The 16,807-nt window shown below is 63.1% G+C and carries 15 protein-coding genes; 2 read left to right on the top strand and 13 right to left on the bottom strand.

Annotated features, from left to right (window positions below; genetic code table 11):
* Nucleotides 1-73: 73 nt before the first annotated feature.
* From thiO to E8F11_RS16820, 7 genes are all read right to left on the bottom strand, one after another.
* Nucleotides 74-1,165 (bottom strand): glycine oxidase ThiO, encoded by a 1,092-nt coding sequence (thiO, locus tag E8F11_RS16850; protein ID WP_280289989.1) that lies wholly within the window; start codon nt 1,163-1,165, stop codon nt 74-76.
* 160 nt (nt 1,166-1,325) lie between these two features.
* Nucleotides 1,326-1,871, bottom strand: coding sequence for a GspH/FimT family pseudopilin (locus tag E8F11_RS16845; protein WP_280289987.1), 546 nt, complete (start codon nt 1,869-1,871; stop codon nt 1,326-1,328).
* Nucleotides 1,868-4,921 (bottom strand): PilC/PilY family type IV pilus protein, encoded by a 3,054-nt coding sequence (locus E8F11_RS16840; RefSeq protein WP_280289986.1) that lies wholly within the window; start codon nt 4,919-4,921, stop codon nt 1,868-1,870. Before E8F11_RS16840 ends, E8F11_RS16845 begins: the two co-directional genes overlap by 4 nt.
* A gap of 25 nt (nt 4,922-4,946) precedes the next feature.
* Nucleotides 4,947-5,384 carry a hypothetical protein gene (locus tag E8F11_RS16835; protein WP_280289985.1) on the bottom strand — a complete coding sequence of 146 codons (438 nt, stop codon included), beginning with the start codon at nt 5,382-5,384 and terminating at the stop codon, nt 4,947-4,949.
* A 56-nt stretch (nt 5,385-5,440) separates the two neighbouring features.
* Nucleotides 5,441-6,580 (bottom strand): PilW family protein, encoded by a 1,140-nt coding sequence (locus E8F11_RS16830; RefSeq protein WP_280289984.1) that lies wholly within the window; start codon nt 6,578-6,580, stop codon nt 5,441-5,443.
* Nucleotides 6,577-7,143, bottom strand: coding sequence for a type IV pilus modification protein PilV (gene pilV, locus E8F11_RS16825; RefSeq protein ID WP_280290005.1), 567 nt, complete (start codon nt 7,141-7,143; stop codon nt 6,577-6,579). The genes E8F11_RS16830 and pilV overlap by 4 nt, the downstream gene beginning before the upstream one ends.
* A gap of 5 nt (nt 7,144-7,148) precedes the next feature.
* Nucleotides 7,149-7,541, bottom strand: a complete 393-nt coding sequence (locus E8F11_RS16820; RefSeq protein ID WP_280289983.1) for a type IV pilin protein — start codon at nt 7,539-7,541, stop codon at nt 7,149-7,151.
* A gap of 443 nt (nt 7,542-7,984) precedes the next feature.
* Here E8F11_RS16820 and E8F11_RS16815 point away from each other — a divergent pair, with 443 nt between their 5' ends.
* Complete coding sequence (locus tag E8F11_RS16815; RefSeq protein WP_280289982.1) at nt 7,985-8,500, top strand: GspH/FimT family protein; 516 nt, start codon at nt 7,985-7,987, stop codon at nt 8,498-8,500.
* Nucleotides 8,501-8,517: 17 nt separating this feature from the next.
* Here E8F11_RS16815 and ispH read toward each other — a convergent pair whose 3' ends face one another.
* From ispH to murJ, 6 genes are all read right to left on the bottom strand, one after another.
* Complete coding sequence (gene ispH / locus E8F11_RS16810) at nt 8,518-9,465, bottom strand: 4-hydroxy-3-methylbut-2-enyl diphosphate reductase (protein WP_280289981.1); 948 nt, start codon at nt 9,463-9,465, stop codon at nt 8,518-8,520.
* A 93-nt stretch (nt 9,466-9,558) separates the two neighbouring features.
* Nucleotides 9,559-9,996, bottom strand: coding sequence for a peptidylprolyl isomerase (locus E8F11_RS16805; protein ID WP_280289980.1), 438 nt, complete (start codon nt 9,994-9,996; stop codon nt 9,559-9,561).
* Entirely contained in the window at nt 9,989-10,492 is a 504-nt protein-coding gene (gene lspA, locus E8F11_RS16800; RefSeq protein WP_280289979.1) for a signal peptidase II, read from the bottom strand. Before lspA ends, E8F11_RS16805 begins: the two co-directional genes overlap by 8 nt.
* Nucleotides 10,485-13,319, bottom strand: coding sequence for an isoleucine--tRNA ligase (gene ileS, locus E8F11_RS16795; protein WP_280289978.1), 2,835 nt, complete (start codon nt 13,317-13,319; stop codon nt 10,485-10,487). Before ileS ends, lspA begins: the two co-directional genes overlap by 8 nt.
* A gap of 15 nt (nt 13,320-13,334) precedes the next feature.
* Nucleotides 13,335-14,273, bottom strand: coding sequence for a bifunctional riboflavin kinase/FAD synthetase (gene ribF / locus E8F11_RS16790; protein WP_280289976.1), 939 nt, complete (start codon nt 14,271-14,273; stop codon nt 13,335-13,337).
* 110 nt (nt 14,274-14,383) lie between these two features.
* Nucleotides 14,384-15,919: a murein biosynthesis integral membrane protein MurJ gene (gene murJ / locus E8F11_RS16785; RefSeq protein WP_280289975.1), complete on the bottom strand. Its 1,536-nt coding sequence runs from the start codon at nt 15,917-15,919 to the stop codon at nt 14,384-14,386.
* Between the two features lie 214 nt (nt 15,920-16,133).
* Between murJ and rpsT the strand changes: the two genes are divergently transcribed.
* Complete coding sequence (gene rpsT / locus E8F11_RS16780) at nt 16,134-16,409, top strand: 30S ribosomal protein S20 (protein ID WP_069082204.1); 276 nt, start codon at nt 16,134-16,136, stop codon at nt 16,407-16,409.
* Nucleotides 16,410-16,807 lie beyond the last annotated feature (398 nt).

Raw genomic sequence — 16,807 nt, 5'->3', positions numbered from 1 at the left:
GGACGGCTTAACAGAACGCCAGTGCGGGGCCTGCCATCATCGCTCGCAAGCCCCGGCCGCAGCAGACCCTGCGTTACCCCAGACGACCCGCCGGTGCGTATGGCTGCGGATCGATGATCGGCTCGCGCCCGAGCATCAGGTCCGCCAGCAACCGGCACGATGCCGGCGCCAGCACCAGCCCGTTGCGGTAATGGCCGCAGTTCAGCCACAGCCCTTCTGCCCCGGGCACCGGGCCGATAAAGGGAATCCCCTCCGGCGAGCCCGGACGCAAGCCAGCCCAGTGCCCGACCAGCTCGGCGTCCGTCAATTGCGGCAGCAATTCAAAGGCGGATGCCTTCAGGCTTTCCAGGGCCTCGCTAGTGGGGGTCTTGTCGAAACCGGCATGCTCCAGTGTGCTGCCCACGAGGATATGACCGTCCCGCCGCGGGATCGCATAGCGCCCTTTCGCCAGAACCATGGCCGGCAGGAAGTCCTCGGCACACTTGAAGAGAATCATCTGCCCCTTCACCGGTTCCACCGGCAAGGACAGACCCAGGCTAGCGAGCAGTTCACCGCTCCAGGCGCCAGCGCAGAGCACCACGCGGTCCGCCAGGAACTCTCCGCCAGCGGTGCTCACCCCGGTGATCCGCTGACCATCGCGAATAAAACCCCGCACCTCGCAGGACTCATGCAGGGTCACATTCGGCAGGCGCAGCAAGGCCTCGCGCAGCGCGCGCGTCAGGCGTGGGTTACGCACATTGGCCACGCCGGCCATATGGATGGCATGGTGGAAACCCGGCCCGAGCGGCGGCACGGCGGCATGCACCCGGTCCATCGCCACCGGCGCCAGCGGCCGACCTTCGCGAGCGGCCCACGCCAGGGCCTCGGCCTCGTCGTCCAGATCCAGCCAATACAGGCCGGTCTCGTAGACCTCCGGGTCTATTCCGGTTTCAGCGAACAAGCGCTGGCCAAACTGGGGGTAGAAGTCCTGGGACCAATGCGCCAGTGCCGTCACGGCCGAGGAATAGCGCCAGGGATAGAGCGGCGAAACGATGCCCCCGCCAGCCCAGGACGACTCGCGGCCACAAGGCCCCTTGTCCAACAAGCAGACCTCGACTCCGTCCCGTGCCAACAGGTACGCCGACAGCAACCCGATAGCTCCCCCACCGACCAGCAAAACGCGCATGGAACCTCCAGTACATCAATAGATCCGGGGCGACGTACGCAGCGGCAGTCGCTCTTGATTGCCAGTGGGAGCGCCCCACTGGCCTAGAGCGGGAATTCTACGGCAGCAAAAGTGGTGGGTGCTCGCTCAGAGGGGGATATCTGATCTGCGCGGCTATCGATCAGGAGCAGCTGCCTGTGGTGGTCTTGGTCACGTAGGCCCGACCGGTGAGGCTGATTTTCACCAGCCGCTCCTGGTCCCCGACCGAGGGCGATGATCGGCAGACCTTGAGATCAAGACTGTCCGAGGCGGCACCCGACGGCAGGAGATCGACGCTCAGTGCGCCACCGTCGGTATCGGTGATCTGGAATCCACTGGGGGATGCGGCATGAACCCCGATTACCGTGCCGTCCGTAGTACGCATGATCCAGCCCTGATGCCAACCGCCGGAAGACAGGCAACTCGATCCATTCGTGGAAGCGCACAGCGTTACCCGCTCGTTGCGCTTGATCGCTTCGCTGCGGGCAAGCGAAACCGCCGCCACCAGGTCGTTCGCCTGCGCGCGCAACTTGCTGCCCAGGGTGACATCAACGAACGACGGGATGGCCAGGCTGATCAGAACGGCCAGGACTGCCACGGTCACCATGAGCTCGATCAGGGTAAAGCCGCTTGCGCGACGCCGCCTGGTCGACGCCGCTTCACCGCCGGTTTGGAACGAAAGCCTCATTCTCGGTCGATGCTCCAGTAGACGCGTCCCTTGGGCTGCGTAATGGTGGTGACCACATCGTCCGGCTCCCAACAGTCGAGGGTACAGACGAACGGCAATTCCTCCGAGCCACCACCTGGTTCAGGGTCCAGCTCCACGACTCCCCCTACCGGGGACGGCGACAACCCGCCGCCGTCGAGCACGTCATAGCGTTCTCCGTCCAGGCCCGCCCCATTCTTGTAGGCGATGTTATAGGCGCGGTTGGTGCCAAGGCCGGAGCAGGCGTTCGGATCCAGCGGCCTCGGTTGATGGGTATTGAATATCACCTGCCCGAATACCGTGATTGCCGAAGTGACAACCTGCTCGGACGCCGCCAGCCCCAGATACCAGCCCTTGGGCTTGGAGTTCAGTTCCGACTGGGTCGGGGTCGCGCTGCTGGTGATCGGCAGGAGCGAATTGAGGCAGATGACACTGTCGCCACTGTCGGTACAAGTACCGTCCGACCCAAGCCAACTGGATAGCGTGGGCCGGTCCCTGAGATTAAAGAAGTAGTTGGCCAGGCCCGCGGTTGCGGTATAGCTGCTGAGGGGCTTCTCGCGGTCGCCTGAGCCCAGTTGCAGGTAGTAGCTGTCGCCCGAGGCGACAACTTCTGGCGCGAACATGAACTTGCGGTTGATCGCACAACCGGTGCCGCCATCAGAACAGCCCAGCGAGGCAATCCGAGTGAAGCCCCAGGCGTCAGGTGCATTGTTGCCAATGGTGATGCGGTAGACATTGCCGCCCAGGTCAGCCGCATAGGCGTACTGAGCGAAGCCAGCACTGTTGGGTACTACGGTGACGTCCCCCACCACACCGCGCTTGGTCTGGAAGGTTTGCAGCACGCTGCCGGTATTGGCGTCCAACACGTAGATCCGCCGTCCCTTGCCGGAAGAGCAAGAAGAGTCGTGGTTGGCGGTACCGGTGTCGATGTCTTCGCAGTTGTCGTAGCCACCACCCATGATCAATAGCGGAGAATTGCCGCCACCGTAGCCCTGGGCCTTGAGCACCATGGCACTTGACCAGGTCTGGCCGATATCCTGCATCACGCTGCTACTGCAGTTGTTGTCATTGGTGAGGTTGGGGCAACCCACCTTCCACTTCAGCACTGGGGTGCTCGGGCTCGTCACATCGAACGCGTAAAGTGCCCTCCCACCCCGGCGCATGCCTGCATAGATGAAGGTCTTTTCGGATCCGCTGATGGTTCCGCGGAACGCCGTGATAGGGCCATCCATGCCATAGTCCTTCGGCTGCCCCCCGGTGCTGCCGTTGAAGCTGATGGTCTGGGTGTTCTGCCGCAGCCGGTTGAGCTTGCCGTAGAACTCCGGCGGAACGAAGGACCAGAGTTCATTGCCGGCATTGGTGCCCGTCCGGTTACCATTGATGGCGCGGAACACGCCGTCGTTGCCGGCGTAGAACACCACCACATTCGGGGTGGTCACAGTGCCATAGTCAATCGCCACCGGCCGTGAATGCACGACATCGCCATGGGCGGTGCGGCGCATCTCGGCCGTGGTGACCGCATCTACGTCCTCATCCTGGGTATCCAGACCGCGCGCCCAGTTGATCAGGGTAGTGCGCTCGGTGCTGTTGGCCACGCCAAGCAGGGTCGAACTGATGTCGGTGTTATCCGTGTTGAAGGGGGTCAGCGTATTATTGCAGTCAGCGAAGGTCGGGCTGCAGGTGTAGACGGTGCGAGTGGTACTGCTGCGCAACAGATAACCCTGTGCCCCCTTCTCCACCACATTGCCGTCTGGCGAGTTGGAGATATCCGAGTCTGGCACGGTCGGGCAGTTATTCTGGACGGATGAGTTCGCCCAATAAGTGTCAGTATCCGAGGGCGTCCAGAAACTTCTGGCACACCCGGTTATAAAGTTGGTCGAGGTGTTGATGGCAACGTTGCCATTGGCATCGTGCAGTCGAAGCTCACCATTACCATTGGTGCGGCGCAGCTTGTACTGTTTGAGATTCCCCTGCCAGCGCGGGAGCAGATTCTCATCGGGGCGGAACATGCCGATGAAGACCTGATTCAAGTAGGTGCCCTGGGTATTCACGCTGACCGGCAAACTCACCGAGGCGAAGGCGCTGTTGACCGCCTGGATCTCCGAGAACGAGGTTTTGAGGGCATCGGCAAGTTGGGTACCCGAACTGCTGACGGAGAAGTACTTGCCGCCGCTGACGCCGGCCATGCTCTTAAGCAGAGCGCTCCAGCCTGGGCCCTGCCCGTTGGTCACCCTGTCCACGTCCAGGGTATAGGTGACTACGCCGAGGCTGCTCGTTTTCATGAAGCGGGCCCATTCGTCCGCCACACTGTCCTGCGACCCGGTGGGCGAGATGGGAATGACGGTGGTGCGCCCCCCCGCACGACTCAGGGCGTCGAAAGCGACAGTCCTGTTGCTGGTGTTCTCCTGGGCGGCGCCATTGCTGATATAGATGATGAAGTTCTTGGCGCACCCTGAGGCTATCGGGTTGTTGTAAGTGAGGGCGTTCTTGGACTCCAGAGCATTGCCAGAAAGGGCATACACCGCATTGGATGCCGCCGTCCCCGAAGTGTTTAGGTGATAGTCAGTAAGCTCCTTGCCATTGCCCGCATAAGGTGCAGCAGCCTTGAAGTACTGGTAAGCCTCGTACATGGCCAGGGCGGCCTTGCCATTGTTGGACTTGGTTTCCTTGTTATCGATGCTTAGAAACAGTTGCTGGTAGAGAGTCTTGTTGGTGCTGTTCATCAAGCGGATAGCCGCCCGCACATAGGCGCCGTCGGTATTGTTGTTGCCCCCGCCTGTTTCGGTAAACGCCATCAGGCCCACGCGAAACTGGTTCGCGGGCAAGCCTGCCAGCACAGAGGCCAAGGCCGCTCTTTGGTTTTCGAAGGTCTGGTTCCAGTTAGCGGTGTTGTCGAGAACAATCAGGACGTTGGGCGCGTCATTCGTAGTTTCGGTAGTCCCCACAAACAGGTCGATGTCCTCCGCCATGCCAGGTTGCCCGAGCGCCATGGCCGTGGCCACCAGCGCTGATTTCAAGAACCCTGTTCTCATGCCGCTCTCCTGAAACTACCTTGTGTTAGGGACATACGCTCTGCTTCTCGAGCTGCGACAGCAGCACCCGGACCCCCGAGCGCACCTTGGCCGACGCTCCAGTGACCGGATCATCCACCGTTGCCACTAGCTCCCAGACGGTGCTCCATTGGGAACTGGGTGTCGACACGTTAGAGCGAACACCGCTTTCCTGCCCTTCGCCGACGACAGACAGCTCAGTCGCCTTGACGCAAATCGGCTCGGCGATACTGACCGTATAGTCAGCGGTGCCGTCATTGTTGATATCAACGTCGATGGATTCCTCGGTCGGATCGTCCGTGAAAGGCGAGCCGATCACCTGCTCCGTGGCGATATTGGCGGCCGCCAGGGCCTGCTCACGAGCCTGCATGTTGCCGACTGACTTGAGGCTGCTCCCGCTCATGGTGAAAGCGCCGCCAACCAGCAGCATGAGCATCAGCAACATGATGAGGCCAACCACCAAAGTGGCGCCTCGCTGGGCTGGTCGCGATGGACCCAACATCATGGGGTTTCCCTCCGGCTGGACACGTTCACCAGGCGAGTAGTGGTGGAATAGACATGGCGTTTGTAGGCGTCATTGCTGGCGGCAATCGCAGCAGCCTGCCCCAGCGCATAGCCCTTGCCGTCACTGTAGCCGGGCGAAGGCTGGACGCTTCGCACCAGCACATAGACCTTGACCGCGACCACATCCATTAGCTGCGCCAGCGTGCAGCCCGCCGCCGGGCAGCGGACGAAAGTTCCATCCGGTGCCCCATCCCCGCGGTTGGTCGGGCGCGAACGATTGGCGTTACCGCTGGAATCGGTAGCGAAGGTCACGGCGGCCAGATAGTTGTTGGCGCCACCACCATCGCCAATGCTGTCGATACCCAGCTCTACCCGTAGCGACTCGACACCCTCGATCAGCGATTCTGCGGCCTTGGGTTGCGCCCCGGGCCCGAACTCGGAACGCATCAATGTCGGGATGCCATCACCAGCCGTGACCGAGTAATCCCGGATGTAGTAGATGTTGGAAACGAACTGGCGCTTGCTCGCCACCGTCGTGCAATTGCGATTGTGCAGGGTGAAGGCCGCCGAACTGTTGCTCAACACGTAGCGTGACGCATCGGTCGAGCAGAAGGACGGCTGGAAGTAGAGCTTGGTGTTGTCCAGCGCGGCGCAATTGCCGACACCCGGGACACAGGTGTCGGCATGACGGACCACCAGGACATCCGTGTTGGCTTTCCTGTCGGTCACTATCGCGTCGCAACCGGGAGGCACGCCATCGTAGACCTGCACCGAGATCCCGAGCAGATTGGTGTTATCCGCGGCGCTCCAGGAGCAGGGGCCCGGCACCGTGGTCGGGACGTCGGCGGGCACGGTGGTGATGGTGAAGTCGTCGAATTCGGGAACGAAGCCGTCCCAGAAGCCCGCATGGGCGAGGTCTTCCTGGATCAACTGCAGGGCGAATTTGCCGTTCTCGATCTGGGCATTGGTCTTGGCCATCTCATCGTTGGTCCGCGACACATCGAGAAAGAGTGTCAGGATGGCCGCCATCATCAGCAGGCTGATGGTGGCAGCGATCATCAGCTCAACCAGGCCGAAGCCTCGCTGCCGGCCCGACAGCAACGGAACTGGGGCCCTGCGACGAATACGTTCTGTCATAGATTGGCAACACGCACTATGGTTGTAAGAACACGACGGCAGCGGTCGGACTCGCACTTGGCCCCGGTCGCACCGTTGTAACTGTTGGCACCGCAGGCAACTCCGGACGGCGGCGCGGAGATCGGCGTCAATCCCTGCCATGCCACGGTCACCATGTACTGATTGCTGCCAAGGGACTCGACACAGCCCCGTGCACCGATCATGGCCCCGACCTTGGTCCCGTCGCTGGTCTCGGCTGCACCCTGCAGGCTGTTGCACCACTCCTGCTTGTCACGATCTGCCTGGGCGGTCAGGGTGGTCGGACAGGTCATGCCAGACCCCAGAGGATTGGCAGTACCGGTCACGTAACTGGATGCCGCGTTGCGATTTGACGCTATGCGATTGGCCATGTCTTCGAGCAGCAGCAACGCCTGGGACCGCTGGTAGGCTTCAATTTCCGATTGCTGCAGGCGCGCCTGCAGGCCTGCCATCCCGAGCAATCCTATGGAAAGAATGAGGATGGTGACCAACACCTCGATCAAGGTCATGCCGCGCTGCCGTTGGAGCCAATGAAGATCGACCATGTCGCTCACCACTTGCTCGAGGGGGCCTTGACCCCGTCGCTGGTAAGGGACAGGTTACCGTCGCTCAACTGGGAACCCTCAGCAGTGAAAGTGATGGTGTAACTCGGCACGGAGCCCGCCCCCAGGGTGATGCTGTAGTCGTACTTACCAACGAGTTCACTCGGCAGGCCATAGCCGCTGGTCGTCAACTGGGTCTTGGTCGCATAGGTACGATTGGCCAGCAGGTACTGCTGCTGGCGGTTGGCGATATCCATCATCTGCGCCTGCGCCGCAGCCCGGTTCCCACGAATCACATATTGCTGGTAGCTGGGATAGGCGATTGCAGCCAGGATGCCAACGATCGCGACCGCAATCATGAGTTCTATGAGGGTAAAACCGCCCTGTTTCGTTCTGCCCACGGGGTCACCTTATTGGTTGTACGACCGGAGGAATGCCGGATTCGACATCACAGCCCTCGACTTCAGTTGAGATCCTTTCAACTCGCCCATTCTCCACCCTCCTACTGCTGCCGCAACTCCCACACCAACAACAGCCTTGGTCAGGCCTGCCTTGGCTCTGACATTCGATAACTCGACAGACCCCACGCGAAACAACTGGTCCGCATTAAGCCTTAGCACAATCGCGCATATAGGATGCGCCTTTCCTACAGGCCACAAAGTGACCTGCCACCAAATTCCGGAGATTTCTTCGTTGCCCCAAAGATCGGGTGACGTTGAGAAAATCCTTCAATTCCAGAAGCTTATAGGTCGGTTCCGACTGACGTCCTTTCATCGGCGACGGGCGGGCCAAGACCACGGACGACAGGTCGTCCACTCGTTCACGCCAGGAGAGCACGGATGCCATGGCTGGAATCCCTCGCGGCTTCACGCTCATCGAAGCGCTGGTTGCGCTGACGCTCATCACACTACTCATCAGCCTTGGCGTGCCAGCAATGACAGAGTTCATACGCTCCTCCCAACTGAGCACGGCAAGCCACGCGCTCTTCGTCAGCTTCAACCAGGCGAGACAAGCTTCGATCACCAGGAGGGTCCCGGTGCTGGTCGACAACCAGGGCGAGAATTGGTCCGCAGGATGGCGTGTTTACGCCGACCAGAACAACAACGCCAGGTGGGACGAAGGTGAGCAGGTGTTGGCTGAGGTTGGCCCGCAGCCCGACGGGCTGATCATCAAGGGGAACACACCCGTGAGGCGATTTGTGCGTTATATGCCGACAGGGCGGACTTCAATGCCCGGCGGAGCATTTCAGGCAGGAACCTTGGTGCTCTGCCATGCCGACGGCAAGCTGGCCGTCCGAAAATTAGTGATCAGTGCTACAGGCCGGGTGCGTCGTACCAAGGAACAACCCGGTCCATGTTGATGGCATAAAGGGGAATCTCAGCCGACGTCGACCACCCGCAATTCCTTCGGCATCGAGAAGGTCACATTCTCCGGCCGGCCATCCAGCTCGACCGCGACCTCGGCGCCCCATTCCCTGAGCTGTTCGATCACGCCTTGCACCAGCACTTCGGGTGCCGACGCGCCCGCCGTGATACCGACTTTCTGTGCCTTGTCGAACCACTCGCGCTTGAGGTCCTCGGCGCCGTCGATCAGGTAGGCCGGGGTGTTCATGCGTTCGGCGAGTTCGCGCAGGCGGTTGGAGTTGGAGCTGTTGGGGCTGCCGACCACCAGAACCACGTCGCTTTCGCCGGCCAGTTGCTTGACCGCATCCTGGCGGTTCTGGGTGGCGTAGCAGATGTCGTCCTTGCGCGGGCCGCCGATGCTGGGGAACTTGGCGCGCAGCGCGTCGATGACGCGACTGGTGTCGTCCATGGACAGGGTGGTCTGGGTGACGAAGGACAGGGACTCGGGGTTGCGCACTTCCAGGCGGGCGACGTCTTCCTCGTCTTCCACCAGGTAGATGGCACCGCCGTTGCTGGCGTCGTACTGGCCCATGGTGCCTTCGACTTCCGGGTGCCCGGCATGGCCGATGAGGATGCATTCGCGGCCGTCGCGGCTGTAGCGCGCGACTTCCATGTGCACCTTGGTCACCAGCGGGCAGGTGGCGTCGAACACCTTGAGGCCGCGGCGCGCGGCCTCCTGGCGCACGGCCTGGGAAACGCCGTGGGCGCTGAAGATGACGATGACGTTGTCCGGCACCTGGTCCAGCTCTTCGACGAACACGGCGCCGCGGGCGCGCAGGTCTTCGACCACGAACTTGTTGTGCACCACTTCATGGCGCACGTAGATCGGCGGACCGAACACCTCGAGGGCGCGGTTGACGATCTCGATGGCGCGGTCGACGCCGGCGCAGAAGCCACGGGGGTTGGCGAGTTTGATTTGCATGCTGGTTACCTCGTACAGCCGTCGCGGCCGGGAATTGCCCATTCGCGAGCAAGAACTCGGCGTCCCCCTCGCTCCTACAGTTGCCCCGCCCCTTCAGACGGGGCGGACCGACAGGATCTCCACCTCGAAGGACAGCGGCTTGCCGGCTAGCGGGTGGTTGAAGTCGATGGTCACGTGGCTGTCATCGATGAACTTGACCACACCGGGCAGCTCGGCATTCGCCGCGTCATTGAAGATGATCAGCAGGCCTTCGGAGAGTTCCATGTCCTGGAAGTTGCCGCGGGGCATCACCTGCACGTTCTGCGGGCTGGGCTGGCCGAAGCCCTGCTCGGGTTCGATCGCCAGCACACGCTTGTCGCCAGCCTTGAGGCCGAAGAGCACGCTCTCGAAGCCCGGCAGCAGGTTGCCGTCGCCCACCTTGAAGGTGGCGGGTTGCTTCTCGAAGGTGCTGTCGACCACGTCGCCATTGTCGAGCTTGATGGCGAAATGCAGGGTAACCTCCATGTCCGGCCCTATGCGATGTTCAGTCATGGGCGGTTTCTCCGGATTTCTTCGATTTGAACATGTCCAGCGCCAGCATGATCGCGCCGACGGTAATGGCGCTGTCGGCCACGTTGAATGCCGGGAAGCGCCAGCGGTCCTGCCAGTGCACCAGGATGAAGTCGACCACATGGCCGAGCACGATGCGGTCGTACAGGTTGCCCAGCGCACCGCCCAGCACCAGGGCCAGGGCGATGGCCAGCCAGGTCTCGCCGTGCTTGAGGCGCTTGAGCCAGACCACCAGCACGCCGCTGACCACGATGGCGATCAGGGCGAACAGCCAGCGCTGCCAGCCGGAACTGTCGGCGAGGAAGCTGAAGGCCGCGCCGGTGTTGTAGGCCAGGGTCCAGCTGAAGAGGTCGGGAATGACCACGATCCGCTGGTAGAGGCTGAGCTCGGTCTCGAAGAACCACTTGCTCGCCTGGTCCACCACGAACACCAGTACGGTCAGCCAGAGCCAGCCGAGGCGGCCATATCCCTTAGGCATAGTGACGAACCTCGCCGGCGCCATCGATGTTCTCCACGCAACGGCTGCACAGCTCCGGGTGCTGCACAAACTGGCCGACGTCGGCGCGGTGGTGCCAGCAGCGGCCGCACTTGGTGAAGGCGGACTTGTGGATCTTCAGCTTGAGGCCGGCCACGTCGGTTTCCACGGCATCGGCCGGGGCGCTCGCCAGCGGCTGGACTTCAGCGACGGAAGTGATCAGCACGAAGCGCAGTTCGTTGCCCAGTTTGGCCAGGCGCGCGGCCAGGGCGTCTTCGGCGAACAGGGTCACCTCGGCCTGCAGGTTGCCGCCGATGGCCTTGGTGCTGCGCAGGTTCTCCAGCTCCTTGTTGACCGAGGCCTTGACGGCCATCACCTGCTCCCAGAACTCGCGATCCAGTTCGGTGCCTTCCGGCAGTTCGGCCAGGCCCTGGTACCAGGTGTTGAGCATGACGGACTCGTTGCGCTCGCCCGGCAGGTACTGCCAGATCTCCTCGGCGGTGAAGGCCAGGATCGGCGCGACCCAGCGCACCAGCGCCTCGGCGATATGGAACAGCGCGGTCTGGCAGGATTTGCGCGCCACGCTGTCGGCCGCGGTGGTGTACTGGCGGTCCTTGATGATGTCGAGGTAGAAGCCGCCCAGCTCCTGCACGCAGAAGTTGTGCACCTTGGAGTAGACGTTCCAGAAGCGGTATTCGCTATAGGCCTCTTCCAGCTCGCGCTGCAGCAGCAGGGCGCGGTCCACGGCCCAGCGGTCCAGGGCCAGCATATCCTCGGCGGGCAGCAGGTCCCGGGCCGGCTCGAAGCCATTCAGGTTGGCCAGCAGGAAGCGCGCGGTGTTGCGGATGCGGCGGTAGGCATCGGCGCTGCGCTGGAGGATCTGCTGGGAGACGGCCATCTCGCCGGAATAGTCGGTCGCCGATACCCAAAGGCGCAGGATGTCGGCGCCCAGGCTGTCGGTGACCTGCTGCGGGGCGATCACGTTGCCCAGGGACTTGGACATCTTGCGGCCCGACTCGTCCACGGTGAAGCCGTGGGTCAGCAACTGGCGGTACGGCGCATGGCCGTCGATGGCGCAGCCGGTCAGCAGGGACGAGTGGAACCAGCCGCGGTGCTGGTCCGAGCCTTCCAGGTAGAGGTCGGCGGCAGGGCCGCTGGGGTGGCCCAGCTCGGCGTGGGAACCGCGCAGCACGTGCCAGTGAGTGGTGCCGGAGTCGAACCAGACGTCCAGGGTATCGCTGATCTTGTCGTATTGGCCGGCCTCGTCACCCAGCAGCTCGGCGGCGTCCAGCTTGAACCAGGCCTCGATGCCTTCCTGCTCGACGCGCTGGGCGACCTGCTCCATCAGCTCGACGGTGCGCGGGTGCAGTTCACCGCTGGCCTTGTGCAGGAAGAAGGGGATCGGCACGCCCCAGTTGCGCTGGCGCGAGATGCACCAGTCGGGACGGCCGGCGATCATGCCCTGCAGGCGCGCCTGGCCCCAGGTTGGGACGAACTCGGTGCGCTCGATGGCGGTCAGCGCACGCTCGCGCAGGGTGGCACCCGCGGCGGGCTGCTTGTCCATGCCGACGAACCACTGCGCGGTGGCGCGGTAGATCAGCGGGGTCTTGTGGCGCCAGCAGTGCATGTAGCTGTGGCTGATACTTTCGTGCTTGAGCAGCGCGCCCACTTCTTCCAGCTTGGCGACGATGGCCGGGTTGGCCTTCCAGATGAACTGGCCGCCGAAGAAGGGCAGCGATTCGACATAGACGCCATTGCTCTGCACCGGGCTGAGGATGTCGTCGTTGCTCATGCCGTGCTGCTTGCAGGTACGGAAGTCGTCCTCACCGTAAGCCGGCGCGGAATGGACGATACCGGTGCCGGCGCCCAGTTCGACGTACTCGGCCAGGTAGACCGGCGAGAGGCGCTCGTAGAAGGGATGGCGGAAGCGGATCAGGTCCAGCGCCTCGCCCTTGGCGGTGGCGATGACCTCGCCTTCCAGGCCGTAGCGTTGCAGGCAGCTCTCCACCAGCTCTTCGGCCAACAGCAGCAGGCGCTCGCCGGTGTCGACCAGCGCGTAGTTGAATTCGGGATGGACGTTCAGCGCCTGGTTGGCCGGGATGGTCCAGGGCGTGGTGGTCCAGATGACGATGGCGGCGGGCTTGGCCAGGCTCGGCAGGCCGAAGGCGGCGGCCAGCTTGTCGGCGTCTTCCACGGCGAAGGCGACGTCGATCGCGTCGGACTTCTTGTCCTGGTACTCGACTTCAGCTTCGGCCAGGGCCGAGCCGCAATCGAAGCACCAGTTCACCGGCTTCAGCCCCTTGAACACGAAGCCTTGCTTGACCATCTCGGCCAGGGCGCGGATCTCGCCAGCCTCGTTGGCGAATGCCATGGTCTTGTAGGGGTTGTCCCATTCACCCAGCACGCCCAGGCGGATGAAGTCGGCCTTCTGGCCCTCGATCTGCTCGGCGGCGTAAGTGCGGCACAGCTCGCGGGTCTTGTCCGCGGGCAGGTTCTTGCCGTGGGTGGTCTCGACCTTGTGCTCGATTGGCAGGCCGTGGCAGTCCCAGCCCGGCACGTAGGGGGCATCGAAGCCTGCCAGGGTCTTGGAGCGAACGATGATGTCCTTGAGGATCTTGTTGACCGCGTGACCGATGTGAATGCTGCCGTTGGCGTAGGGCGGGCCATCATGCAGGACGAACTTCGGGCGCCCTTCCCCGATCTGCCGCAGCTTGCTGTACAGGTCGATACTGTTCCAGCGCTGCAGCAGTTCCGGTTCGCGCTGGGGCAGACCGGCCTTCATCGGGAATGCCGTCTCCGGCAGGTTGAGGGTCGCTTTGTAATCGGTCATTTCAGTCCAGGCTCTTCAATTTGATTGAGTACCCTGCCAATAGGCACGGGCGGCAGCGACATCCGCATCGATCGCCGACTTCAGCGCCTCCAGGGAGGCAAAACGCTGCTCATCGCGCAGCTTGTGGTGGAAGGTCACGCTGATCCGCCGGTCGTAGAGGTCGGCGGAATAGTCCAGCAGGTGGACCTCCAGGTGGGCGCGCCCGTCGCCCTTGACGCTGGGACGTACGCCGATGTTGGCGACGCCAGGCAGTTGTTGGTCGTCCAGCTCCACGCTCACCAGGTACACGCCGTTGAGCGGGACGCGGCGGCGCTTGAGCTGCACGTTCGCGGTCGGGGTGCCCAGCTGGCGGCCGAGCTTCTGCCCGTGCAGCACCCGGCCGGTAATGGTGAAGGGACGGCCCAGCAGGCGCTCGGCGAGGGGGAAGTCGCCCGCGGCCAGGGCCTGGCGCACCTGCGTGCTGCTGACCCGCTGGCCATCCAGCTCCACGGTAGCCGCGGCTTCGACGCTGAAGCCCTCGGCCTCGCCAGCCTGCAGGAGGAAGGCGAAATCGCCGGCACGATCGCAACCGAAGCGGAAATCGTCGCCGATCTCCAGGTGCGCCGCTCCCAGCCCTTCCACCAGCACCGCGTGGACGAACTCCGCGGCGCTGAGTTCGCGCAGACGGCGGTTGAAAGCCAGGCAGAGCACCCGGTCCACGCCCTCGCGCGCCAGCAGCTCAAGCTTGTCGCGCAAGCGCGTCAGGCGCACAGGCGCTGTATCCGGGCCGAAGTATTCACGCGGCTGCGGCTCGAAAATCACCACGCAACTGGGCAAACCCAGCTCAGCCGCACGCTCGCGCAACCGCTTGAGAATGGCCTGGTGGCCGCGGTGCACGCCGTCGAAATTGCCAATGGTGGCGACACAGCCCCGATGTTGGGGCCGCAGGTTGTGTAGGCCTCGAACCAGCTGCATAGCACAAGTCTTGTTCACAAAGTGGTCGATTATACGCACAGCCGGCGCCGGACAACAGGCGGCATACGCCCGCCAGTGCGACAAGTGGCGACGGGATGGGCGTCAGCGAATCAGACGGCCCGCCGGGCGAAGTCGCGTGGGCGGAATCCCAGCAGCGCCAGCATGCCGAAATAGGCCACTACGCCCGCCCCTACCAGCGCGCCCAGGCGCAGCAGCCGCTCGGTCATGCCGCCCTGCTCCCAGGCCGGCATCAGGAGCATCACGCCCAGCAGCACGGCGCACATCACCAGCACCGCCAGCACCAGTTTGGCGAGGAACCTGCCCCAGCCCGGCTGCGGCTGGAACAGATGCTGCTTACGCAGCTGCCAGTAAAGCAATCCGGCATTCAGGCAGGCGGCCAAGCTGATAGACAGGGCCAGGCCGGCATGGCGCAGGGGGAAGACGAAGGCGAGGTTCATCAGTTGGGTCGCCACCAGGGTGAAGATGGCGATGCGCACCGGCGTGCGGATGTTCTGCCGCGCGTAGAACCCGGGAGCCAGCACCTTCACCAGGATGATCCCGAGCAGGCCGACGGCGTAGGCGATCAGCGCACGCTGGGTCATGAACGCGTCGTTGGCGCTGAACTTGCCGTACTGGAAGAGCGACACCGTCAAGGGTTCGGCCAACAGGGCCAGGGCCAGGGTGCAGGGCAGCACCAGCAGGAAGCACAGGCGCAGGCCCCAGTCGAGCAGCTGCGAGTAGGCATGGCGGTCGTCACTGGCGTAGGTCTTGGCCAGGGAGGGCAGCAGTATGGTGCCCAGGGCAACGCCCAGCACGCCGGATGGCAGTTCCATCAGGCGATCGGCGTAATACATCCAGGACACTGAGCCCGCCGCCAGGAAGGAGGCGAAGATCGTGTTGATGATCAGCGAAATCTGTCCTACGGAAACCCCGAAAATGGCCGGCCCCATCTGCTTCAGCACCCGCCAGACGCCCGCATCGCGCAGGTTCAGCCGCGGCAGCACGAGCATGCCGATGCGCTTCAGCGACGGCAGCTGGTAGACCAGCTGGGCCAGGCCGCCGGCCAGCACCGCCCAGCCGAGCGCCATGATCGGCGGATCGAAATAGGGAATCAGGAACAGCGCGAAGCCGATCATGCTGACGTTCAGCAGGGTCGGCACGAATGCCGGCACCGAGTAGCGGTTCCAGGTATTCAGGATGGCGCCCGCCAGGGACGACAGCGAGATCAGGAAGATATAGGGGAAGGTCACCCGCAGCAGGTCGGTAGTCAGGGCGAACTTCTCGGGCTCCTTGGCGAACCCCGGCGCGGTCACCCAGATCACCCAGGGGGCGGCCAGGATGCCCAGCAGGGTCACCAGCGCCAGGATCAGGGTCAGCAGGCCCGAGACATAAGCGATGAAAGTCCGGGTCGCCTCCTCGCCCTGCTGGGTCTTGTACTCGGCCAGGATGGGCACGAAAGCCTGCGAGAAGGCGCCTTCGGCGAAGATCCGGCGCAGCAGGTTGGGCAATTTGAAAGCAACGAAGAAGGCGTCGGTGGCCATGCCGGCGCCGAAATAGCGCGCAACGATGGTGTCGCGGACAAAACCCAGGACGCGGGAAAGCATGGTGATGGAGCTGACGGCCGCCAGCGACTTGAGCAGGTTCATAAGGGGTCCGGACAGGAAACGCGCGACCCGGCGACGCTTTGCGGGCCGGGCGGTCAAGGCTGCCGAGTGTAGAGGCCGAGCGGGAATAAATCATCCTGTGCGAGAATGCACGCTCGTCGCCGCGACCTCCCGATTGCCCTTGACAAGGATCGGACGGGTAGGCAAGATTCGCGGCCTTATTTGAATGTATCCCCCAGTTTCGAGGAGCTTGACGGTGGCCAATACACCTTCTGCCAAAAAACGCGCCAAACAGGCTGAGAAGCGTCGTAGCCATAACGCCAGCCTGCGCTCCATGGTTCGTACCTACATCAAGAACGTGGTCAAGGCTATCGACGCCAAAGACCTGCCCAAGGCTCAAGCCGCTTTCACCGCCGCTGTACCGGTGATCGACCGCATGGCCGACAAAGGCATCATCCACAAGAACAAAGCTGCTCGTCACAAGAGCCGCCTGAACGCCCACATCAAGGCGCTCGGTCAAGCTGCTGCCTAAGCTTGAGTTCTTGCGAAAAACCGGCCTCCTGGCCGGTTTTTTATTGCCCGCGATATAACCCGCCCCACCATCGAGCCACAAAAAAGGTTCTTCGCGGATTACCGGGGAGATTTTGCTCAGACCGGATTGGCAATCCGGTGTGAGTGAGGCTTGAGGTTCTGGTGTTCAGCTCATTGCCGAGCGGGCTTCAGGTCTCTGTTTCGCCCTCCCGGGCGAGTCCCTTTTCCAATCGCCGGATGGCCGGCCCCGTGAAAACAAACCAAAAAACTTGCCCCNNCATCCGGCCCCGGCTTCGCCGGGGTGACCAGCCTTCGGCTGTTACTGCGTTTCCCTCGCTCCAGCGTCGCTCCGGGGGCACGGCGCGAAGGGCCATCCATGGCCCTACACGCCTCTCGCGG

The sequence above is a fragment of the Pseudomonas sp. BN417 genome, assembly GCF_029871205.1.
Lineage (GTDB): Bacteria > Pseudomonadota > Gammaproteobacteria > Pseudomonadales > Pseudomonadaceae > Metapseudomonas.
Note: the sequence above shows the minus strand (reverse complement) of the source record. Positions and strands in the feature narration are given on the sequence as shown.